The organism is Micromonospora sp. GCM10011542 (assembly GCF_042650685.1).
Taxonomy (GTDB): Bacteria; Actinomycetota; Actinomycetes; order Mycobacteriales; family Micromonosporaceae; genus Micromonospora.
This window is the reverse complement of record NZ_JBHSBO010000020.1, coordinates 38,464-59,142: the sequence shown is the minus strand read 5'-3', so window position 1 is coordinate 59,142 and position 20,679 is coordinate 38,464. Positions and strand designations below refer to the sequence as shown.

Below are 20,679 nucleotides of genomic sequence, written 5' to 3'. Positions count from 1 at the left end.
CGGGCGGAGCGCGATCCCCCGTTCAGACGCCCGACGCGGGGCGGCGGCAGTTCTCCGCCGGCGCCGGTGCGACCAGGATTCCGGTCCGCGACGGTCCGGTGACCGGAACCGGGCGGAACTTGCGGAAATCTTGAGCCGCCCGGCGAGCGCGGGGCCCGCAACCCGACCTGGGCTGCCGTTTGACGGTGCAAGCAACGGGTAGTCGCCCGCGCTGACCCAGACGAGAAGGGGACATCTGATGGCTGCCCAGACCAAGGTAGCGGTGATCTACTACAGCGCCACCGGCATCACGTATCAGTTGGCGCAGGCCGTGTGCGAGGCCGCCGGTGATGCCGGCGCCGACGTGCGCCTTCGCAAGGTGCGTGAGCTGGCGCCGGACGAGGCGATCCGCTCCAACTCCGGATGGCAGGCGCACCACCTGGAGACCCAGGACGTGCCCGAGGCCATGATCGACGACCTGGCCTGGGCCGACGTGGCGATCTTGGGGGCGCCGACCCGGTACGGCATGATCGCCGCCCAGCTGAAGCAGTTCATCGACACCACCGGGCCGCTCTGGGCGCAGGGCGCACTGGTGAACAAGGTCTGCGCCGCCTTCACGTCGTCGGCGACCGTCCACGGCGGGCAGGAGACCACCCTCACCTCGCTGTTCAATGTCTTCTACCACTGGGGTGCGATCGTGGTCGCGCCCGGATACACCGAGAACAGCCAGTTCGTCGCCGGTAACCCGTACGGCGCCTCGCACACCAGCAACAACGGCGAGACCGCCCCGGACAGCGTGGCGCTGGGCGCCGCCGCCCTGACCGCGCGCCGCGCGGTGCACATCGGCGCCGCGCTCAAGATGGGCCTGGGAGCCGGTTGAGCCGGCGACCGGCGGCCGGGCGGGGGCTCTCGACCCGTCCGGCCACCGGTCCAGCTTCACCCCTACCCGGGTGACGGGTGGCTATGCGCGTTCGGCCGTGGCCGAGAGCTGCCCGGATCGGGGCGCCGGCAGCAGGTCGTCCAGCAGTTCGGCCAGCACGGCGAGCCCGTCCGGGCTGAGCACCGACTCCGGGTGGAACTGCACCCCGGCGAAACGTGGGCCGCGCAGCGCGTGCACCGCGCCGTCCACGGTGTCCCGGGCCAGCGCCACCGGCCCGTACCCGCTGTCCAGCCGGTCCTGTGGTGCGCGGGCGGTGAACGTGGAGTAGAAGCCGACGCGGCGTGGCTGGCCGAAGAGCCGCACCTGCCGCTGCAACCCCTGGTAGGGCGCCTCCCGGCGGTGCAGCGGCAACCCGAGCAGCCCGGCGAGCACCTGGTGGCCGAGGCAGACCGCGAGGGTCGGTCGGCCGGTCGTCAACAGCCCGGCCAGCAGCTCCCGCAGGGCCACCATCTTCGGCGCGGTCCCGCCCGGGTCGCCCGGCCCGGGGCCGACCACCACCAGGTCGTACGCCTCGACCGGTCCCACCGCGTGCCACGGCCGCAGGGTGACGGCGAGCCCGAGCGCGCCCAACTGGTGGGCGAGCATGCCGGTGAAGGTGTCCTCCGCGTCGACGATCAGCGCCCGACGACCGGCCAGCCCGGGCCGCCCCGGCGCGTGCTGTGCCCGCTGGTCCAGCCAGAACCGGGCCAGCGGCGCGTTGCGGGCGGCCAGCGCCTCGCGTACCGCCGGATCGTCGGCCAGCCGCGCGACCGGCCGGCCGTCGCCGACGGGCGCCGCCGGCCCGAGGCCCAGCGCGGCCAGCACCCCGGCCGCCTTGGCGTGCGTCTCGGCCACCTCGCCGGCCGCCGTGGAGTGCCGGACCAGGGTGGCGCCCACCGGCACCCGCAGCCGGCCGTCGGAAGAGATCTCCGCGGTACGGATGAGGATCGGCGCGTCGAGCGTCTGCCGACCGGCCCGGTCGTGGCCGAGCAGGGCCAGCACCCCGGCGTAGTAGCGCCGCCCGGTGCGTTCGTGCCGGGCGATCACCCGGCAGGCGTTCTCCATCGGACTGCCGGTGACGGTCGGAGCGAACATCGTCTCCCGCAGCACCTCCCGCACGTCGTGCGAGCCGCGCCCGGCGAGCAGGTACTCGGTGTGCGCCAGGTGCGACATCTCCTTGAGGTACGGCCCGATCACCTGCCCCCCGTGCTCGGCCACGGTGGCCATCATCTTCAGCTCCTCGTCGAGCACCATGTACAGCTCCTCGACCTCCTTGGGGTCGGCGAGGAAGCGCAGCAGTGCCGCCCGATCCGGCTCGCCGGCGCCGTGCCGGAAGGTGCCGCTGATCGGGTTCATCATCACCAGCCCGTCGTCGACGCTGACGTGCCGCTCCGGGCTGGCGCCGACCAGGATCCGCTCGCCGGTGTGCACCACGAACGTCCAGTACGCGCCACGCTCCGCGACCAGCAGCCGGCGCAGCGCGGCCAGCGCGGCCACCAGTGGCGGGCCCTGCACGGTGGCGTGCAGGGCGCGGTGGATGACGAAGTTCGCCCCCTCGCCGCGTCCGATCTCCTCGGCGAGCACCCGCTGCACGATCGCCGCGTACTCCTCGTCGCCGATGTCGAACGCGGCGTCCACGGCGCGTACCGGTTGGTCGGGCAGCGCCGCGAGCGCCTCGGTCAGGTCGATCCGCTGGTGCCCCCGTACCTGGAGGCACTCCAGCGGCGCACCGTCGTCCCGGCAGGCGAAGCCCCGCTCGGTGATCTGCCGGAACGGCACCAGGGCCAGCGTCCGTGGCCCGGGCTCGCCGGGCGGCAGGGGGATGTCGGCCAACCGGTCGACGGTGCGGACCACGCCGGTGAAGAGTTCCAGCTCGTCGGCGCCCTCGCGGCGCAGCAACGCGAAGGGGCCGGGATCGCCTCCGCGGGCCACGGTGGCGAGCAGATCCTGCAGGTGGGTCATCGGAGTCTCCGTCAGGCCGGGCGCCGCCGGCGGGGCGGCCCCGGGGCCGGGAGAGATCCGGCGACCGCCTCGATGGCGGCCGCGTGGGTGAAGCTACGCGCGGGAAGGGGCCGCCGGGTCGGCGGGCCACCAGCAGGTCGGGTGCGCGAGCATGCGACCACACTACGCGTCGGGCGCCGGCCGGGGTAGCCGATCCGCCGGACTGATCCACCCGGCCGGACCTCCGCGTCGCTGCCGCTCACAACGGGTAACTTGACCGGCGATGAACATTCTCGCGCTCGACCTGGGCACCTCCTCGGTACGCGGGCTGGTGCTCGACGGGGACACCGAACCACTGCCGGGCGCCCTGGCCCGGCGGAGGGTCAGCCTCGCCATCGGCGACGACGGCACCGGCACCCTCTCCGGTCCGGGCTACCTCGCCTGCCTGGTCGAGTGCCTCGACGAGTTGGCCGACGGCGGGCACCTGCGCGACATCGACCTGGTGGCGGTGTCCGCACAGTGGCACTCGGTGGTCCCGCTGGACCAGGACGGCACCCCGCTGGGCCCGGTGCTGACCTGGCTGGACACCCGGCCGACGCCGGTCGGCGGGGCGACCGGCCCGGCCGACCCGGCCGACTACCACCAGCGCACCGGCTCCTGGTGGCACCGCTCCTACTGGTCGGTACGCCTGCCCTGGCTGCGCGAGCGCAGCGGTACCCCGATCGCCCGGTTCGTCGGCCTGCCCGAGTACGTGCTCGGCGAACTGCTCGACCACGTGCCCATGTCGATCTCCCAGGCCTCCGGGACCGGCCTGCTGGACCTGGCCACCCTGCGCTGGGACGAGGAGGCACTGGCGCTGGCCGGGGCCCGCACGCAGGAGCTGCCGCCGCTGGCCGGGGTGGACTGGCGCGGCCGGCTGCGGCCGGACCTGGCCCGCCGCTGGCCCCAGCTGGCCCAGGCCCACTGGTGTCCGCCGGTGGGTGACGGCGCCGCCTCCAACGTCGGCTCCGGCTGCGTCGACCCGAGCCGGGCGGCGGTCACCGTCGGCACCTCCGCGGCGGTCCGGCTGATGCAGCGCATTCCGGCCGGCGAGCCGCTGCCCCGGCTGCCCGACCAGCTCTGGCGTTACCGGGTCGACCACGACCACGTGGTGACCGGAGCCGCGTACTCCAGCGGCGGCAACCTCTTCGCCTGGGCCGAGCGGGAGCTGCGGTTGCCCAAGGGCGCCGAGCTGGACGCGGCGCTGGCGCTGGTCCCGGCCGGCGGGGGCCGTCCGGCGGACCCCCGCTTCGGCGGCGACCGGGCGCCCGGGCTGGCGCCGGCCGGCACCGGCGAGCTGCGTGGGCTCAGCTTCGGCACCACCGCCGTGGACATCCTGGCCGGGCTCATGCAGGGGCTGTGTGAGATGGTCGCCGCCGACCTCGCGGTGCTGGAGTCCACGGTCGACAGATCGGTGCAGGTGGTGCTGGGCGGGGGCGCGGTGGCCGCCTCGGTCTGGTGGCGGCAGGCGTTCGCCACCGCGCTCGCACCGCGGCCGGTCTCGCACCAACGCAACCCCGAGATCGGGGCCACCGGGGCGGCGCTGGTCGCGCTGGGACGCCTGGGCGCCGCCGTCGAACTCGCCGACATCGGCCGGACGGACGAACTGGTCCTGCCGACCACGACAGGACGTTCCCACCCGCAGTATCCTTCCTGAACTCCCGCCGCGCCCGGACCGTTGACAGCGCTCCCGGGCCTGGTTGGATGGACTGGGCTCCCCGGACCGCGGTGGACGCGGCAGGACGAGGAGGCAGGCGTGGGGGTAGGTCCCGACCCGGCGCACGGAACGGTGTCCCACCACCGTCGGCGCCGGTTCGACGTCCGGGTCGTACCACACCGCCGTCGCTCGCCCTTCCGGCTGCGCGACTGGCGAATGAGCACCAAGCTGGCCACCGTGCTGGTGGTGCCGTCGGTCGCCTTCCTGGTCCTCGCCGGCGTGCAGACCAGCGCGCTGGTGGGGCGGACCACCGCCTTGAACGACTTCGCCCGCCAGGTGGGCATCGGCCGCGAGATCACCGCGGTGGTGCACGAGTTGCAGCAGGAGCGGGACCGGTCCGCGGGGGAGCTGGGCGAGCTGCGCCGGGCCGGCGGCGGGGGCGACCGGGAGGGCGCCGTCGCCGCGCTGAAGCCGCTGCAGGCGGCCACCGACCGGGCCATCGTGGACCTGCGCAAGGCCGCCGAGCCGCTGGCTGACGCCGACGCGTCCTGGCGGGTCGCCTTCTCCGAGGCGCTGGAGGCGTACGACCAGGTGGTCTACATCCGACCGGCGATCCCACCGGCGGTACTCAGCAACGACACCATCCTGAGCAACTACCACCGGGCCGTCGACGCGCTGCTCGACCTGCTGGCCGAGCCGACGCCGGGGCAGGAGCGTCCGGCGCTGAGCGACGCGGTGCTGCGCTACGTCCAGCTGGCCCGGGTCAAGGAACTCTCCTCGCGGGTACGGGCCCAGCTCTACGCCGCCGCCCGGGGCGGGCGGTACGGCACCGAGGACCGCGTGCTCCTCAGCGACCTGCGCAGCCAGCAACTGACCGCGCTCGGCGCGTTCCGGGTGGCCGCCACCTCCGAGCAGATCCGCCGCTACGACGAGACCTCGGTGGACCCGACGTTCCTGGCCGCCACCCGGCTGGAGGAGCGCAGCCTGCCGGCCGGTGACGCGGCACCCGAGGTGCTCCCCTCCGAACAGTGGTGGTCAGCCAGCCAGCAACGCCAGGAGCTGCTGCGGCAGCTCGAGGCGGGGGTGCTCGACGACGCGGTGCGCCAGGCCGACGGCGCCCGCTCCGGGCAGCTGCGCACCACGCTGCTGGTGGTCGGCGGGATCGTCGCCGTGCTGCTGGTCGCCCTGCTGATCTCCCTGCTCGTCGGGCGGTCGGTCGCCCGGTCGATGCGGCTGCTACGCAGCCAGGCCCTGCGGATCGCACAGATCGAGCTGCCGGACGCCCTGGACCGGCTGCGTACCGTCCGGGGCGGTGTGCCGGGCATCGAGGTCGCGCCCGCGGTGGTCCGGTCGCTCGACGAGATCGGTGAGCTGGCCGAGGCGTTCGTCGCGGTGCACCGCAGCGCGGTAACCGTGGCCGTCGAGCAGGCGCTGATGCGGCGCAACGTCAACGCCATGTTCGTCAACCTGGCCCGGCGCAGCCAGGTGCTGGTGGAACGCCAGCTCGAACTGCTGGACGAGCTGGAACGCGAGGAGAGCGACCCGGACCAGCTGGAGAACCTGTTCAAGCTCGACCACCTGGCCGCCCGCATGCGCCGTAACGACGAGAGCCTGCTGGTGCTGGCGGGTACCGACTCCACCCGCCGGTGGAACCGGCCGGTCGGGCTGGGCGCGGTGCTGCTCGCCGCCGCCGCCGAGATCGAGCAGTACCAGCGGGTCCGCCACGAGTCGGTGGCCGAGGTGCACGTGGTCGGGCACGCCGTCGGTGAGCTGGTGCACCTGCTGGCCGAGCTGCTGGAGAACGCCACCGCGTTCTCCCGCCCGGACACCGTCGTGGTGGTGACCGCCCGAACCGAGGGCGCAGGTGCGCAGATCGAGATCGCCGACCGCGGCCTGGGCATGAGCCCGACGGCGCTGGCCGAGGCGAACGCGGTGCTCGCCACGCCGCCGGCCGCCGACGTCGCGGCGGTGGAACGGATGGGCCTGTTCGTGGTCAGCCACCTGGCCGACCGGCTCGGCGTCCGGGTGTGGCTGGAGGGCGGCCAGGACGGCCTGGTCGCCCGGCTGCTCGTACCGGCCGCCCTGCTGGCGCCGGCTTCCGCGCCCGAGCTGGACCCGCCGGCGCCGGCCCGGATGCTCGCCTCTGGCGTGGCCGGGCCGCCCGGGGCGGGCCGCGCGCCGGCGGCCGCCCGGCCGGCGCCGCAGACGCCGCTGGACCTGCCGGTGGCCGGCCGCCCGCCGGCGGCCACCCTGCCCCGCCAGGCCCGCCCGGTGCCGGTGCGCGCCGAGGACGTGCTGGCTCCGGCGACCCCGGACGCCGGCGGCGGCTGGTGGTCCCGGCAGGGGCCGGTCGGGCCGGCGCCGCAGCGACCGGTGACGCCGCCGGCGACTCCGGTGACCGCCGGCACGAACGAGCGCGACCTACCGGTGCGGGTACCCATGGCACAGCTTTCCGCGGTCACCCGCCCGGCCCGGCCGGATGCGGTGCCGACGCGCGACGACCCGGACCCGGAGGCCGTCGGCGGCATGCTCTCCCGGCTCTACAGCGGGGTGCGGCAGGCCGAGGCCGAGGACACCACCGAGATACCCGTGCCACCGTCCGGGAGGCATGACGAAGGGGGACGACGACAGTGACGACGTTGAGCCAGGAGGCGCGGGATCTCAGCTGGCTGGTGAGCGCGTTCGCGGAGCGGGTGCCGGGGGTGGCGCACGCGGTGGTGGTCTCCTCCGACGGGCTGCTGGTGGCGATCTCCGACCACCTGCCCCGCGACAACGCCGACAAGCTCGCCGCGGTGACCTCCGGGCTGATGAGCATCACCGCGGGCGCGGCGCAGATGTTCGACGGCGACGTCGTCAAGCAGACGGTGGTCGAGATGGGCCGCGGGTACTTCCTGGTGATGCAGGTGCGCGACGGGTCGATCCTGGCCACCCTGGCCGCCGCGGACGCCGACATCGGCGTGGTGGGTTACGAGATGGCGCGTCTGGCCAAGCAGGCGGGGGAGATGCTCACCCCGGCGCTGCGCGCGGAGCTCCAGCAGGCGCTGCCCCGCTGACCGGCCGTGTCCCGGACGGTCACCGGCTCACCGAGCCGGGCCGTCCGGGCCCGGCCGTCCGGGCCCGGCCGTCCGGGTACGTCGGGTCAGAAGCCGCCGTCGGCGATGACCGAGCGGTACCAGTGCGCGCTGCCCTTGAGCACTCGCCGCTGGGTCGGGTAGTCCACGTAGACCAGACCCCAGCGCTGCTCGTAGCCCTCGGCCCACTCGAAGTTGTCGAGCAGGGACCAGACGTGGAAGCTCTCCAGCGGTACGCCGGCGACCAGCGCCCGGTGGGCGGCGGCGAAGTGGTCGCGCAGGAAGGCGATCCGGCCGGCGTCGTCCACGGTGCCGTCGGCGGCCAGGGTGTCGGGGGTGGGCAGTCCGTTCTCCGTGACGGTGAGCGGGATCGGGCCGTAGTCGCGGGTGACCCGGGTCAGGATGTCGTACATGCCGTCGGGGTGGATCTGCTGCCACTCGGCCTCTGAGGTGGGCCAGCGCCGCTCGGTGCCGCCGGCGGCGGTGACGTAGATCGGCGTGTAGTACTGCACGGCGAGCAGGTCGATCGGCGAGGCGATCACGTCGAGGTCACCGTCGCGGATGCCGCGTGCCATCCGGCTGTCCGGTCCCAGGTCGGCCAGCACGTCCTCGGGGTAGCTGCCCTTGAGCACGGAGTCGAGGTAGAGGCGGTTCTCGTAGCCGTCGTAGAGCCGGGTGGCCGCGGCCGCCTCGGGTGAGTCGTCGGCCGGGTAGCAGGGGTGCAGGTTGAACGCCGGGCCGATCCGGCCGGTGCCGCCGGTGGCGCGCAGCGCCCGTACCGCGAGCCCGTGCGCGAGCTGGAGGTGGTGGGCGACGAGGTACGCGGCGTCGCGATCCTGCCGGCCGGGGGCGTGGTGGCCGGTGAGGTAGCCGTTCTGGACCACGGTCTTGGGCTCGTTGATGGTCAGCCAGACCGGCACCCGGTCGCCGAGGGCGCGGAAGACCGCGTCGGCGTAGTCGGCGAAGCGGGAGGCGGTGTCGCGCGTCTCCCAGCCGCCGGCGTCCTGCAACGTCTGCGGCAGGTCCCAGTGGAACAGGGTGGCCATCGGTGCGATGCCGCGCTCATGCAGGCCGTCCACTAGGCGGCGGTAGAAGTCCAGGCCGCGCTGGTTGGGTGCGCCGGTGCCGTCGGGCTGGATGCGCGGCCAGGAGATGGAGAAGCGGTAGCTGCGCAGCCCCAGGTCGCGCATGAGGTCGAGGTCCTCGCCGTACCGGTGGTAGTGGTCGGCGGCCAGGTCGCCGGTGTCGCCGTTGCGGGTGCGACCGGGGGTGCGGCTGAAGGTGTCCCAGATCGACTCGCCGCGGCCGTCGTCCTTGGCGGCGCCCTCGATCTGGTAGGCGGAGGTGGCGGCGCCCCAGCCGAAGTCCGGGGGGAAGCGCAGCGGGCCGACCGGGCCGGTGGGCATCGACATTGTTCTCCTCGTGGATACAGGGCCACCGGCGAGATCGGGAGCGCTCCCAGGATAGAGCAGGGGGCGACGGGCCGGCGCGGCGGGCGGCGGCGGAACAGACCCCGGACAGCGATCGAGGCCGACCGGGCGGCGCGCCTCTTCGGTCGGCCTCTTTCCCATCGTGTGCGGGGGTCTGGTGTGGGGACGGGGGAGGGCAATCCCCGTCCCCACCGCAACACGGCTGACAGGGCACCCGGCTCGGGCCGGCGATCCGGCCGACGTGGCGAGTCGGCCGGCCCGCCCCACCGTCCGGACTGGAGACAGCCGCAAAAAAGCCCAGAAATTCAGGCCGTCTCGGGATCACACGCTGGACCGCGACGGAGTAACGTACGTCACCGGAGAGGCCGCTCCCCCCGTGGCGGCCTCTCCTTTATTGTGTCGGCCTTCGGTTGCCGGCCGGGCCGGCCGGCGACTCACCGGTCCGCGACACCGGCCTCGGCGCTGTCGGTCGCCGGGTGCCGCAGACCCGGGTGGCCGGGCGGCAGCGACCGGCGCAGCACCACCCAGCTCACCGCCAGCGCCGCCGCCACCAGCGGCCACGTCAGCGCCACCCGGGCCACCACCAACGCGACCACCTGCCCGCCCAGGTAGAGCGGCACGAACACCGCCACCCGCAGCAGGTAGGTCGCCGTCCACACCCAACTGCCCCGGGCGTAACCGCGCAGCAGCGCCGGGTCGCGCCGCCACCGGCCGCGTTGGCCCAGCGCCGCGCCGACCAGCACCCCGAGCAGCGGCCAGCGCACCACGATGCTGACCGCCCAGGCCAGCGCGCTGGCCGCGTTGGAGAGCAACTGGATCAGGAAGAAGTTCTCGGCCCGACCGGTGCGCAGCGCGATCAGCGCGGCAACGCAGACGGCCAGCAGCCCGATGAGCACCGAACGCGGCCGGTCGCCGCGACGCAGCCGTACCCCCGCCACCACCGCGCCGACGGCGAGCGCGGCACCGACCCCGGCCCACAGTGACTCGCCGCCGAGCAGCCAGCCGACCGCGAACGCCACCGGCGGCAGGGTGGCGTCCACCGCGCCGCCGCGCCCGCCCAGCAGATCCGCCAGGGACTCCGGCCGCCCCGCGCCGGAACGGTCCGGGCCGCCCGCTGTGCCCCCCACCGCCACCTCCTCCACCTCCGTCCCAACCTAACGGGCGGCGCCCGGTGGGCCAGCGCCCGACCGTCACGTGCCGGCCGCTACGGTGTGCGGATGCGCGCGACGGCACGTGGTTGGACTGCGGTCTGGTTGGTCGTACTGGCCCTCGTCCAGGCGGCCGCCTTCCTCGCCGTCTGGCGGGTCTCGGTGCACACCGAGATCGGCCAGTGGATCGACACGGTGGCGCTCACCGGCAACCAGATCGGCCAGGACCGCATCGACGGCCCGGTCAACAAGGTCCTCAACGCCATGTCGGTGGTCTCCCTGATCGCCGCCACCGCGGTGATCGGGTTCATCGCGCTGATCCGCGGCCGGATCGCCCTGGCCATCACCGCCACCCTGCTCATCGCCGGCGCCAACGTCTCCACCCAACTGCTGAAGTACGGGCTCGACCGGCCGGAATTCGGCATCGACCCGGAACGCGCGGAGGTGGGCAACAGCCTGCCCAGCGGGCACACGACGATCGCCGCGTCGGTGGCGGTGGCCCTGGTGCTCGTGCTCCCGCCGAAGGTACGGGCGCTGGGCGCCTTCGTCGGTGCCGGCTACGCCGCCGCGGCGGGGGTCGGCACCCTCTCCGCCAGCTGGCACCGCCCCAGCGACGCCGTCGCCGCGTACCTGGTGGTGGGCGTCTGGGCGGCGCTGGCCGGGCTGCTGCTGCTGATCACCCAGCGCGAGCAGGCGCAGGTCGCACCGGGCGACGCGCACCGGATCGCCGTGCTGGTCCTCGCCGCGGCCGGCATCCTCGCCCTGATCGCCTCCGGGCTGGCCCTGTCCTGGCTGGTCGACCTGCGCGGCACCCTGCCCGCCGAGCTGTCCCGCCGGCCGCTCTTCGTCGGGTACGCGGGCAGCGCCGCCGGCATCGCCGGGACGATGGCGGTGGTGATGGCGCTGGTGCTCACCGTCGTGCACCGCCTGGTGCCCCGGGTCAAGGGCTGAGCTGATGCATCCGGTACGGGCGGCGTTCCGCGCCGAGTGCGCGCGGCTGACCACGATCCTCGGCGGGCTCACCGACGCCGAACTCGACCGGCCCACCGGCTGCCCGCCGTGGACCGTGCGGGAGCTGCTCGCGCACGTACGCACCGGCGCCGGCCGGCTCACCGACATGCTCGCCGCGCCGGCCCCGCCCCGCGCCGAGGTGGACGCCGCCGGCTACTTCGGCGCCGCGAAGTTCACCCCGCAGGTGGACGCCGCCCGCATCGACAGCGGTCGCCGCGAGGCCCGACGGCCCGACGGAGTGCCGCCGGCGGTCGACTTCGAGCGGGCCTGGCGGGCCGCCGACGCGGCGGTCGCCGCCGCCCCTGCCGATCGCGTGGTCCGTACCAGGCACGGCGACGCGATGAGCCTTACCGAGTTCCTGCGTACCCGGGTGGTGGAGGTCGGTGTGCACGGCCTGGACCTGGCCGCGGCGCTCGACCGGCCCCCGTGGCTGACGGCCGAGGCGGCGACGGTCGTCGCCGACCTGCTCACCGGCGAGCGGCCCGCGCCGGCCGGGCTGGGCTGGGACCGGCTCACCCTGATCCGCAAGACCACCGGCCGGGCGGCGCTGACCGACGTCGAACGGGCCGCGATCGAGGCCGCCGGCTTCCGCTGGCTCTCCTTCGGCGGCTGACCGGTCCCGGCCGGGGGCGGCCCCGGCCGGCTCAGCTGCCGGAGCGGGGGGCGGGGACGTGCGGGGCGACGCCGCGCAGGTGCGTGAGCACCACCGGGTCGATCCGCCCCGGCACCAGCCGCTCCTCCAGGTTCTCCACGCCCGCCCAGGAGACCAGCGCCGCCTCCGGGCCGTCGTCGGCGACCGGGTGGCCCAGCGCGGTCAACAGCGCCGCCACCTCGTCGGCCACCGCGCCGGTCAGATCCAGCAGCGTGGCCGGGTCGGGCCGGCTGAACAGCAGGGTGTGCACGGCGAGCAGCCGACCCAGCTCGGTGACCGGGTCGGGGTGATCGTCGACCCGCAGGTCGACCAGCACGTCGCTGCCGCCCCCGTACCCGCCGCCGCGCTGCACCACCAGCAGGGCGGCGCTCTGCCGCCCCCGCCGGTCACCGCCGGCCTCGTCGCCGGCGCGCAGCGCCGCGATCATCCGCTCCGCGAACGGCAGCGCCGAGCCGCCGAGCCAGGCGTCGCGCAGCGCGTCGACCACCTCCGGGCCGGTGAGGATGTTGCCCTGCGCGGCCCAGCCGTCGCCGGCCTGCCCTCCGGCCCAGGGGTGGCAGGCCGGGCCCGTCCAGCTGGCGCCCGGGCCGGTCGCGGCCACCACGCCGAGCTGGCGGTGCTCCCGCCCGGGGTCGGCCGTGACCAGGCCGGCCACCGCGTCGGCGGCGGCCACCCCGGTGCGCAGCAGGGTCAGCCCCTGCGGGCGGTAGGCGAGGTTGGCGTTCGCCTGGGTGGCCAGCGCGCCGACCTCGGCCTCGGCGGCGGGCACCACCGCGCCGACGGAGAGGAACTTGCTGGCCACGACGACGCCGTGCAGCCGGCCGTCGGGGGAGCGGGCGACGAGGGAGAAGGTCACCCGCCGAGATTAGCGCCCCACGGCCGGTACGCACCGGCCCCCGTCGATGGATCAGAACGGTGGGGCGGCGACCTCCGGCGGGCTGCCCCACGCCCGACGGGCGTCGGCCACCGCCACGGCCAGCAGGACCAGCACGGCGGTGGCGGCCGCGGCCAGCGCCGGCAGGAGCAGCAGCGGCGCCGACAGGACCAGCAGCACCAGGATCGCGATCCACCGCGACCGCGACACCCGCCCGAAGACCTCGTACTCGAAGCGGGCCCGGCCGGCCAGGAAGAGCGCCGGCCCGCCGAGCACCACGGCCAGCCACGCCATCGGAGGGTGCTCCAGGGGATGGTCGACGACCAGTTCGTGGCCGACCGCGACGGCGGCGAGACCGACCACCATCACCAGGTGGGTGTCCGCCGCCGACCGGCCGATGGTGGCCGGCTGCCGGGCCTTGACGACGGCCTCGCCGAGGATCTGCCCGGCCCGCTGGATGTAGATCCGCCACAGCATGATCGAGGTCGCCAGGGCCAGCACGAACGCCGTGGCGTGCCCGAAGCCGTAGGGCCCCTTGCTGTACGCGAAGCCGGCCACCAGGATCGTCTCGCCGAGCGCGACGAGGAAGAACTGCTGGTAGCGCTCCGCCAGGTGCTCCCCGGCGATGTCCCACCGGGAGATGGTGGCGCGGCCCAGTCCGGGCACCGGCCAGCCGCACCGTGCGGCCAGGTACTCGGCGCCCAGCGCCACGGCCCAGAGCACCACCTGGGCGTTCGTCGGCAGCAGCGCCCCGACGATCCAGAGCACCCCGGTGGCGGCGAAGACCACCGCCATGCGCAGCTTCAACCGCCGGTACGGATGCGGCCCCAACGCGATCAGCAGGATCAGCGGCCGGGACAGTTGCGCCACCACGTACGCCACCGCGAACATCAGCCCGGTCTGGCTGAACGCCCGGGGGATCGCCACGCCCATCACCATGCTGCACACCAGGGCGGTGATCACCACGGTCTGCAACCAGACGTGGTGCGGGTCGTACCGGCTGGTGGTCCACGCGGTGCCCTGCCAGACCGCCCAGAGCGCGAAGAGCAGCAGCAGCGTCTTGCCACCGCCGGTGAACGCCATCCCGGCACCCACGCCACCCGGCTCGACCAGGTCCTCGACGGCGCGCGCGGAGATCCGGGTCAGCGCGAAGACGTAGACCAGGTCGAAGAAGAGTTCCAGGAAGGTGGCCCGGCCCGGGTCGCGAGCCGCCGGCTCCAGGCGTCCCACCCCCCTGGACGCCACGGTCAGCGGCCCCCGCCGTCGCTCCGCTCCACCGCCAAGTCGTAGCACCACCGCCGCCGCCGGGCGTCCGGTTGCCAGGGAATCCGCCCGCTTTGGGGATCTTGCTGCGGAGTGCGGTCAGCGGGCACGATCGACCGGTGACGAAGCGATGGGGCATGACGGTACCGCTGAGCGGGGTTCCGCTCGCCGACCACGCCGCGGTCTACGCGACCCTGGAACGGGCCGGGTTCACCGACGTCTGGTCCTCCGAGGTCGCCGGGACCGACGCGTTCACGCCGCTGGCGCTCGCCGCGGCCTGGCAGCCCCGGCTGCGACTGGGCACCGCGATCACCCCGGTCTTCACCCGGGGGCCCGGCCTGCTGGCGATGAGCGCCGCGGCGCTCGCCGAGGCCGCGCCGGGCCGGTTCTCACTCGGCATCGGCGCGTCGTCGCCGGTGCTGGTCCGGGACTGGAACGCGGCGCCGTTCACCGAGCCGTTCCGGCGTACCCGCGACACCCTGCGCTTCCTGCGTGCCGCGCTGCGCGGCGACACGGTGGACGAGGCCTACGACACCTTCACCGTGCGCCGGTTCACCCTGGAACGCCCGCCGACGGTGCCGCCGCCCATCCTGCTCGCCGCGCTGCGTCCCGGCATGCTGCGGCTGGCCGGCGCCGAAGCCGACGGGGTGATCCTCAACTGGCTCAGCGCCGAGGACGTGCCGCGCGCCGTCGCCGAACTGGGCGAGCGCCGCCCCGGCTTCGAGGTCGCCGCCCGGATCTTCGTCTGCCCCACCGAGGACGCCGCGCACGCCCGGGCGCTGGGCCGCCGGCTGATCACCAGCTACCTCACCGTCCCGGCGTACGCCGAGTTCCACCGCTGGCTGGGCCGCGACGAGACACTGGCGCCGATGTGGCAGGCCTGGGCCGCAGGCGACCGGCGCGGCGCGGGCGCGGCCGTGCCCGACGAGGTGGTCGACGCGCTGGTACTGCACGGCTCACCCGAGCACTGCCGCGCCGAGGTGCGCCGCTACGCCGACGCCGGGGTGGACGTGCCGGTCCTGGCGCTGCTGCCCACCCCGGAGCTGGCCGCCGGCGGTGCGGCGGCGCTGACCACCCTCATCGCCCGGTTGGGCACAGACCCGCAGGGAGCGCTGACGTGAACCTCACCGACCGGATCGTGGTGGTCACCGGTGGCGCGGGCGGCATCGGGGCGGCGCTGTCACGCCGCTTCGCCGTCGAGGGCGCCGCCGCCGTGGTGGTGGCCGACCTGGACGCCGACGCGGCCCGGGCGGTCGCCGCCGACATCGGCCCGGTGGCGCACGCCGTCGGGCTCGACGTCACCGACGAGGAGCAGGTCCGCGCGCTGGTCGCCGACACCGAGCAGCGGTACGGGCGCATCGACCTGTTCTGCGCCAACGCGGGCGTCGCCACCGGCGGGGGAGTGGAGGTCGACGACGCGGGTTGGGACCGGGCCTGGCGGGTCAACGTGCTCGCTCACGTCTACTCCGCCCGGGCGGTGCTGCCCGGGATGCTCGCCCGTGGCTCCGGGCACCTGCTGCACACCTGCTCGGCGGCGGGGGTGCTGACCGCGGTGGGCGACGCGCCCTACACGGCCACCAAGCACGCCGCGGTCGGCTTCGCCGAGTGGCTGTCGATCACCTACCGGGACCGGGGCATCCGGGTCAGCGCGCTCTGCCCCCAGGGAGTCGACACCCCGATGCTCGCCGACGGGCTGACCGAGGGCCACCTGGGCGCCCGGGTGATCGCCGCGTCCGGCGCGGTGCTCACCCCGGACCAGGTCGCCGACGCGGCCATCGCCGGGCTGGCCGAGGAGCGGTTCCTCATCCTGCCGCACCCGGAGGTCGCCGACTACGCCCGCCGCCGCGCCGAGGACCCCGACGGCTGGCAGTCCGGCCTGCGCAAACTGGTCCGCCGCCTGACCGCCTGACCCCGCCGGTACGACTCCGGGTGTCTCACTTCTCTTCGCTGAGGCGCGACAGGGCCTGACGGACCGCCTCGGGGGTGCGCGCGATGGTGGCTGTGCCGTCGTCGGCGGTGATGATCGGACGCTGGATGAGCGCGGGGTGAGCGGCCATCGCCTCGATCCAGCGGTCCCGGCTCGGTTCGTCGCGGGGCCAGTCGGCGATGCCGAGTTCGACCGCCACCGGCTCACCGAGCCGGGCGAGGTGCCAGGGGGCCAGGTCGAGGCGGCACAGCACCTCGCGCAGCTCGGCGGCGGTCGGTGGCTGCTGGAGGTAGTGCCGCACGGTGTACTCCGCGCGCTCGGCGTCGAGAACGGACAGCGCCGAGCGGCACTTGGAGCAGTCCGGGTTGATCCAGATTTCCACCACTCACTCCTCGGTCATGGCGCCGGACGGCGCGGCCAGCAGCGTCTCCACCGGAACGCCGGGGTCGGCCAGGTGTTCGACGGGGACCCGCAGACGGTCGCGGACCAGCTGCCGAAGGTGTTCGCTGACGTCCCAGACGTTCGCGTTCATGGCTGCCGCGACGACACCGTCGCGCAGCCAGAACGCGATGAACCCGCCAGCGCCGGGGTCGCCGCGGAAGACGACCTGGTCCCAGTCGGGGCAGTAGCCGCTGTACTCCATACCGAGGTCGTACTGGTCGGAGAAGAAGTACGGCACGCGCGTGTAGGGCTCCCGGGCATCGAGCATGTTCGCGGCGGCCGCGGGGCCCTGGTTGAGGGCGTTGGCCCAGTGCTCGACACGCACCCGAGCGCCGAACACCGGGTGCCAGGCGCGGGCGACGTCGCCCGCGGCGTAGACGTTGGGGTGGCTGGTGCGCAGGTACTCGTCCGTGACGACGCCGTCGTCGACGCTCAGGCCGGCCTCGGCGGCGAGCCGCGTGCGGGGAGTGGCGCCGACGCCGGCGACGACGAGATCCGCGCCGACGCGGGTGCCCGCGGTGGTGAGCACCTCCTCGACCCGCCGGCCGCCGTGCAGCGCGGCGACGCCCTCGCCCAGACGCAGGTCGACGCCGTGCCGAGCGTGCAGGTCCCGGTAGACCTCGCCAACCTCCCGACCGAGGACCCGCTCCAGGGGTACGGCCGACGGTTCGATGAGCGTGACCGCGAGCCCTCGGGTGCGCAGGGACGCGGCGATCTCGGAGCCGATCCAGCCGGCCCCGATGACGGCCACGGAGGTCGCCGATCCGGCGGCGGCGATCAACGCATCGGCGTCGGCGACCGTTCGCAGGTAGTGCACCCCAGCCAGCTCGGCACCGGGGACGGTCAGCTGGCGCGGCTGCGCGCCGGTCGCCAGCAGCGCCTTGTCGAACCGCAGCGTGCTGCCGTCGGACAGGTGGACGGTCTGGTCGGCGAGGCCCAGCCCGGTGACGGTGGTGGAGGTGAGCAGCTCGACGGAGCGTTCGGCGTAGAACGTCTCGTCGTGGACGAACACCGACGCGAGCTTTGCCTTACCGGTGAGGTAGCCCTTGGACAGTGGTGGCCGCTCGTACGGGCGGGTGAGCTCCGCACCGATCAGCACGACCCGACCGCCGAAGCCGCGCTCGCGCAGCGCCTCGGCGGCCTTGGCGCCGGCGAGTCCGCCCCCGACGATGACGAACGTCTGCTGGCTGGTGCTCATGGTTCTCCTCGAATCGGTGCGCCGAGGTTGTCGGCGCCGGCGGTCAACGGCGCAGGCCGGTGAGGGCGAAGAATTCGGCGCGGGTCGCCGGGTGGTCGCGGTGCAGTCCGAGCAGCGCCGAGGTGGTCGTCTTCGCGCCGGCGACGCGTACGCCGCGCAGCGACATGCACAGGTGCTCGGCCTCCAGGACGACGGCGACGCCCTTTGCGTGCAGGTTGTGCTGGAGGCAGTTCGCGATCTGCTGGGTGAGGCGCTCCTGCACCTGCAGGCCGCGGGCGTAGTGCTCGACGACGCGGGCGAGTTTGGACAGGCCGACGATCCGCTGCTCGGGCAGGTAGCCGATGTGGGCGACCCCGTGGAAGGGCAGCAGGTGGTGCTCACACAACGACCGGAACGGCACGTCGCGCACCAGCACCAGCTCGTCGTACCGGTCGTCGTTGGGGAACGTCGTGAGGACGAACGGCTCGGGGGTCAGCAGCTCGGCGTACGCGGCGGCGACGCGCCGCGGCGTGTCGAGCAGATGCTCGGAGTCGACATCCTGCCCGAGCGCCACGAGCAGCGCCCGGACGGCGTCGGTGGCCGCGTCGAGGTCGATGGGCGCCACGGCCCGGGCCAGCCGCGGGTGCGCCGCGCCGCCGACCGGGCCGAACTCGCGCGTACTCCGGCATGCTGTGCTGGTCATGCGAGCTCCTTCTAACGGAAGGTCTGCTCGACGTTAGAACTCCCGCATCTCTTTCGTCAACCCGTGTGTCCGATAGAGTGGAAGGCGCGATCCCCAAGGGAGGTGACGATGTCCGAGAACTTCGCGGCCGACGTAGCCCGCGTCGCGGCGCTCGGCGAACCCGTCCGCAGGGAGCTGTACTGCTACGTGGTCGCGCAGGACGAGCCGGTCAGCCGCGAGGCCGCGGCGGCCGCGACCGGCGTCGCGCACCACGTCGCGAAGTTCAACCTCGACCGGCTCGTCGCCGAGGGGCTGCTCGACGTCGAGTACAGCCGCCCGCCCGGCCGCAGCGGGCCCGGCGCCGGCCGGCCGGCGAAGCTCTACCGGCGCTCCGACCGCGATGTCTCCGTCAGCCTGCCCGCGCGCCGGTACGACCTGGCGGGGCGGGTGCTGGCCGAAGCCGTCACCGTGGCCACCCGGGACGGTGTACCCGTCGACCAGGCGCTGCGGACGGCTGCACGCACGACCGGGCGAACCCTCCTAAAGAACCACCCCGCCGAGGCGCAGCGCGACGGCGACGAAGACGTGGTGACCGCCGTGCTGGCCCGCAACGGCTATGAGCCACGCACGATCGACGGTGAGGTCTTCCTGGCCAACTGTCCCTTCCACAGCCTCGCCGCGCAGTACACGGAGCTGGTCTGCGGCATGAACCTCGACCTCATCGACGGCCTCCTGGCGGCCGACGGCGCACGCGGCCGGTGTGCCCGGCTCAATCCCGGCCCCGATCAGTGCTGCGTCACCATCACCCACGACCAGCGATAGGCGGACCTCGCGATCGTGGCCGTTCGCGTTTCGGCGCAGTTGTCGTGGCGCGGACGGGCGCAGCCCGGGCGGTTCAGTCCGCCCTTCAAAGCATGGGTGGGGCGCACCGCGACCGGGACGGTCGCGGGCCCCGGCCCTACTTTCACCAGGTCGTGGGCTTGCCCTTTTGGAACAGCCACGTATCGAAGAAGGTGCTGAGGTTCTGCCCGGATTCGCGCTCGGAGAGGGCGATGAAGTCGGCCGTTGCGGCGTGGCTGTACCGGTTGCTGGCCGCCCACTCCCGCAGGATGCGGAAGAAGGTGCCGTCACCGATCTTGCCGCGCAGCGCGTGCAGGGTCATCGCGCCCCGGTTGTACGGGATGTTGCTGAACATGTCCTCGGGGCCCGGGTCGGCGAGGACGATCTGCCAGAACGGCGACGACGGGGCCCGACCGTAGTTGCTGCTGCTGTTGAAGGTCTGGCTGACCGACGCGCCACCGTTGTACTCGGTGTACATCCACTGGGCGTAGGTGGCGAAGCCCTCGTTGAGCCAGATGTCCGACCAACGCCGCGGGGAGACGCTGTCGCCGTACCACTGGTGTGCCAGCTCGTGCGCCATGGTGCCGACGCTCGCCGGGCTGGAGAAGATCGGCTTGGTCTGGGTCTCCAGGGCGTAGCCGACGTCGGGGGCCCGGTCGATGATCGCACCGGTCGAGGCGAACGGGTACGGGCCGAACTTCGAGGAGAAGAAGTCAATCATCTTTGGAATCTGCGCGACCGCGGCGGAGGACCCGGCGACCTGCCGAGGGTCGATCGCGACGTACACGGGGATCCCGCTCGGCGTGGTCGATTCGGTGACCAGGAAGTTGCCGATGGTGATCGTCGCCAGGTAGGTGGCCATCGGCTCGGTCGAGTCCCAGGTGAAGGTGGTCCAACCGTCCCGGGTATCCCGGGACAGGATCTGGCCGTTGCCGACGGCGGTGAGCCCCGCCGGCACCTTCGCGGTGAACCGGAAGGTGGCCTTGTCGGTCGGATGGTCGTTGGTGGGCAGCCAGGCGGGCGTGCCCTGGGGCTCCCCGACGACGAAGGCGCCGTCGTCGGTGGGCACCCACCCTTCGATCGACCCGTCGGGGTCGGTGATCGGGCCCGGTACGCCGGCGTACCTCACCACCACGGTGAACGTGTGCCCGGTCTTGAGCTTCGGACGCGGGGTGACGATCAGTTCCTGACCGTCTCGGATGAAGTCGTGCGCATGCCCGTTGACCGTCACGGCGGAAACTTCCGGACCGCGAAAGTCCAGGTTGAACCGATTGAGGTCCTGAGTCGCGATCGCGATGATGGTGGCGGTGGCATCAATGAATCTTGTCGCCGGGTCGTAGGAGAAGTTGATGTCGTAGTGCTGGACGTCGTATCCGCCGTTGCCCTGATCCGGGAAGTACGGGTCGCCGGCGCTCGCCGCACCGGCCGAGTAGCGGGGGGCTCCAGGGTTGCCAGGCGCTGCGCCGGCCGCGTCCGGTGCCACCACCGGACCGAGGGCCACCAGAGCGACCATAGCGAGCGCGGCACCGCGCGGGCGTGGGATTGTCATGTGAATCCTCCCCATTGGACTGCCACGGCAGCGCCTGCCACCAGAGGTGTATGCCCTATCCACTCGCACCCGACGCGGA

At 73.9% G+C, this 20,679-nt stretch carries 18 protein-coding genes; 9 read left to right on the top strand and 9 right to left on the bottom strand.

The genetic code is table 11. The features are described 5' to 3' along the window. Nucleotides 1-238: 238 nt before the first annotated feature. Nucleotides 239-859, top strand: a complete 621-nt coding sequence (wrbA, locus tag ACFOW4_RS06325) for an NAD(P)H:quinone oxidoreductase (protein WP_377525348.1) — start codon at nt 239-241, stop codon at nt 857-859. Nucleotides 860-940: 81 nt separating this feature from the next. Here the strand turns inward: wrbA and ACFOW4_RS06320 are convergent, their stop codons facing one another. Further along, complete coding sequence (locus tag ACFOW4_RS06320) at nt 941-2,860, bottom strand: anthranilate synthase family protein (protein ID WP_377525346.1); 1,920 nt, start codon at nt 2,858-2,860, stop codon at nt 941-943. Nucleotides 2,861-3,122: 262 nt separating this feature from the next. Between ACFOW4_RS06320 and ACFOW4_RS06315 the strand changes: the two genes are divergently transcribed. From ACFOW4_RS06315 to ACFOW4_RS06305, 3 genes are all read left to right on the top strand, one after another. Then, nucleotides 3,123-4,535, top strand: a complete 1,413-nt coding sequence (locus tag ACFOW4_RS06315) for an FGGY family carbohydrate kinase (RefSeq protein WP_377525344.1) — start codon at nt 3,123-3,125, stop codon at nt 4,533-4,535. Between the two features lie 99 nt (nt 4,536-4,634). Then, a complete protein-coding gene (locus tag ACFOW4_RS06310; RefSeq protein WP_377525342.1) occupies nt 4,635-7,169 on the top strand; it encodes a nitrate- and nitrite sensing domain-containing protein in 2,535 nt (844 codons plus the stop codon). Between the two features lie 5 nt (nt 7,170-7,174). Next, entirely contained in the window at nt 7,175-7,588 is a 414-nt protein-coding gene (locus ACFOW4_RS06305; protein ID WP_377525500.1) for a roadblock/LC7 domain-containing protein, read from the top strand. Between the two features lie 86 nt (nt 7,589-7,674). On the opposite strand, the gene ACFOW4_RS06300 is transcribed toward ACFOW4_RS06305, so the two are convergent. Then, nucleotides 7,675-9,018, bottom strand: coding sequence for a GH1 family beta-glucosidase (locus ACFOW4_RS06300; protein ID WP_377525340.1), 1,344 nt, complete (start codon nt 9,016-9,018; stop codon nt 7,675-7,677). Between the two features lie 452 nt (nt 9,019-9,470). Beyond that, nucleotides 9,471-10,163 carry a DUF3159 domain-containing protein gene (locus tag ACFOW4_RS06295; RefSeq protein ID WP_377525337.1) on the bottom strand — a complete coding sequence of 231 codons (693 nt, stop codon included), beginning with the start codon at nt 10,161-10,163 and terminating at the stop codon, nt 9,471-9,473. A gap of 84 nt (nt 10,164-10,247) precedes the next feature. Here ACFOW4_RS06295 and ACFOW4_RS06290 point away from each other — a divergent pair, with 84 nt between their 5' ends. Together ACFOW4_RS06290 and ACFOW4_RS06285 are read left to right on the top strand one after the other, a co-directional pair. After that, nucleotides 10,248-11,135, top strand: coding sequence for a phosphatase PAP2 family protein (locus ACFOW4_RS06290; RefSeq protein ID WP_377525335.1), 888 nt, complete (start codon nt 10,248-10,250; stop codon nt 11,133-11,135). 4 nt (nt 11,136-11,139) lie between these two features. After that, a complete protein-coding gene (locus ACFOW4_RS06285) occupies nt 11,140-11,808 on the top strand; it encodes a maleylpyruvate isomerase N-terminal domain-containing protein (RefSeq protein WP_377525333.1) in 669 nt (222 codons plus the stop codon). 31 nt (nt 11,809-11,839) lie between these two features. Here ACFOW4_RS06285 and ACFOW4_RS06280 read toward each other — a convergent pair whose 3' ends face one another. Together ACFOW4_RS06280 and ACFOW4_RS06275 are read right to left on the bottom strand one after the other, a co-directional pair. After that, on the bottom strand, nt 11,840-12,703 hold the full coding sequence (locus tag ACFOW4_RS06280) for a DUF1028 domain-containing protein (RefSeq protein ID WP_377525332.1): 864 nt from the start codon (nt 12,701-12,703) through the stop codon (nt 11,840-11,842). Between the two features lie 51 nt (nt 12,704-12,754). Beyond that, complete coding sequence (locus tag ACFOW4_RS06275; protein ID WP_377525330.1) at nt 12,755-13,951, bottom strand: low temperature requirement protein A; 1,197 nt, start codon at nt 13,949-13,951, stop codon at nt 12,755-12,757. A gap of 170 nt (nt 13,952-14,121) precedes the next feature. Here ACFOW4_RS06275 and ACFOW4_RS06270 point away from each other — a divergent pair, with 170 nt between their 5' ends. After that, a complete protein-coding gene (locus tag ACFOW4_RS06270; RefSeq protein WP_377525499.1) occupies nt 14,122-15,105 on the top strand; it encodes an LLM class F420-dependent oxidoreductase in 984 nt (327 codons plus the stop codon). Beyond that, on the top strand, nt 15,102-15,893 hold the full coding sequence (locus ACFOW4_RS06265; RefSeq protein WP_377525329.1) for an SDR family oxidoreductase: 792 nt from the start codon (nt 15,102-15,104) through the stop codon (nt 15,891-15,893). The genes ACFOW4_RS06270 and ACFOW4_RS06265 overlap by 4 nt, the downstream gene beginning before the upstream one ends. A gap of 25 nt (nt 15,894-15,918) precedes the next feature. Here ACFOW4_RS06265 and ACFOW4_RS06260 read toward each other — a convergent pair whose 3' ends face one another. From ACFOW4_RS06260 to folE, 3 genes are read right to left on the bottom strand one after another with little or no spacing between them, the layout of a single operon-like run. Continuing rightward, on the bottom strand, nt 15,919-16,293 hold the full coding sequence (locus ACFOW4_RS06260) for an ArsC/Spx/MgsR family protein (protein WP_377525327.1): 375 nt from the start codon (nt 16,291-16,293) through the stop codon (nt 15,919-15,921). Between the two features lie 3 nt (nt 16,294-16,296). Further along, a complete protein-coding gene (locus tag ACFOW4_RS06255; RefSeq protein ID WP_377525326.1) occupies nt 16,297-17,550 on the bottom strand; it encodes an NAD(P)/FAD-dependent oxidoreductase in 1,254 nt (417 codons plus the stop codon). A gap of 43 nt (nt 17,551-17,593) precedes the next feature. Next, complete coding sequence (gene folE / locus ACFOW4_RS06250; protein WP_377525324.1) at nt 17,594-18,232, bottom strand: GTP cyclohydrolase I FolE; 639 nt, start codon at nt 18,230-18,232, stop codon at nt 17,594-17,596. 108 nt (nt 18,233-18,340) lie between these two features. On the opposite strand from folE, the gene ACFOW4_RS06245 reads away from it, so the two are divergent. Next, complete coding sequence (locus ACFOW4_RS06245; protein ID WP_377525323.1) at nt 18,341-19,033, top strand: helix-turn-helix transcriptional regulator; 693 nt, start codon at nt 18,341-18,343, stop codon at nt 19,031-19,033. A gap of 142 nt (nt 19,034-19,175) precedes the next feature. Here ACFOW4_RS06245 and ACFOW4_RS06240 read toward each other — a convergent pair whose 3' ends face one another. Continuing rightward, entirely contained in the window at nt 19,176-20,600 is a 1,425-nt protein-coding gene (locus ACFOW4_RS06240; RefSeq protein WP_377525320.1) for a M1 family metallopeptidase, read from the bottom strand. Between the last annotated feature and the right edge of the window lie 79 nt (nt 20,601-20,679).

Coding starts and splice junctions, on each gene's coding strand:
- wrbA (WP_377525348.1), top strand. CDS start 239: ATGGCTGCCCAGACCAAGGTAGCGGTGATCTACTACAGCGCCACCGGC.
- ACFOW4_RS06320 (WP_377525346.1), bottom strand. CDS start 2,860: ATGACCCACCTGCAGGATCTGCTCGCCACCGTGGCCCGCGGAGGCGAT.
- ACFOW4_RS06315 (WP_377525344.1), top strand. CDS start 3,123: ATGAACATTCTCGCGCTCGACCTGGGCACCTCCTCGGTACGCGGGCTG.
- ACFOW4_RS06300 (WP_377525340.1), bottom strand. CDS start 9,018: ATGTCGATGCCCACCGGCCCGGTCGGCCCGCTGCGCTTCCCCCCGGAC.
- ACFOW4_RS06285 (WP_377525333.1), top strand. CDS start 11,140: ATGCATCCGGTACGGGCGGCGTTCCGCGCCGAGTGCGCGCGGCTGACC.
- ACFOW4_RS06270 (WP_377525499.1), top strand. CDS start 14,122: ATGACGGTACCGCTGAGCGGGGTTCCGCTCGCCGACCACGCCGCGGTC.
- ACFOW4_RS06255 (WP_377525326.1), bottom strand. CDS start 17,550: ATGAGCACCAGCCAGCAGACGTTCGTCATCGTCGGGGGCGGACTCGCC.
- folE (WP_377525324.1), bottom strand. CDS start 18,232: ATGACCAGCACAGCATGCCGGAGTACGCGCGAGTTCGGCCCGGTCGGC.
- ACFOW4_RS06245 (WP_377525323.1), top strand. CDS start 18,341: ATGTCCGAGAACTTCGCGGCCGACGTAGCCCGCGTCGCGGCGCTCGGC.
- ACFOW4_RS06240 (WP_377525320.1), bottom strand. CDS start 20,600: ATGACAATCCCACGCCCGCGCGGTGCCGCGCTCGCTATGGTCGCTCTG.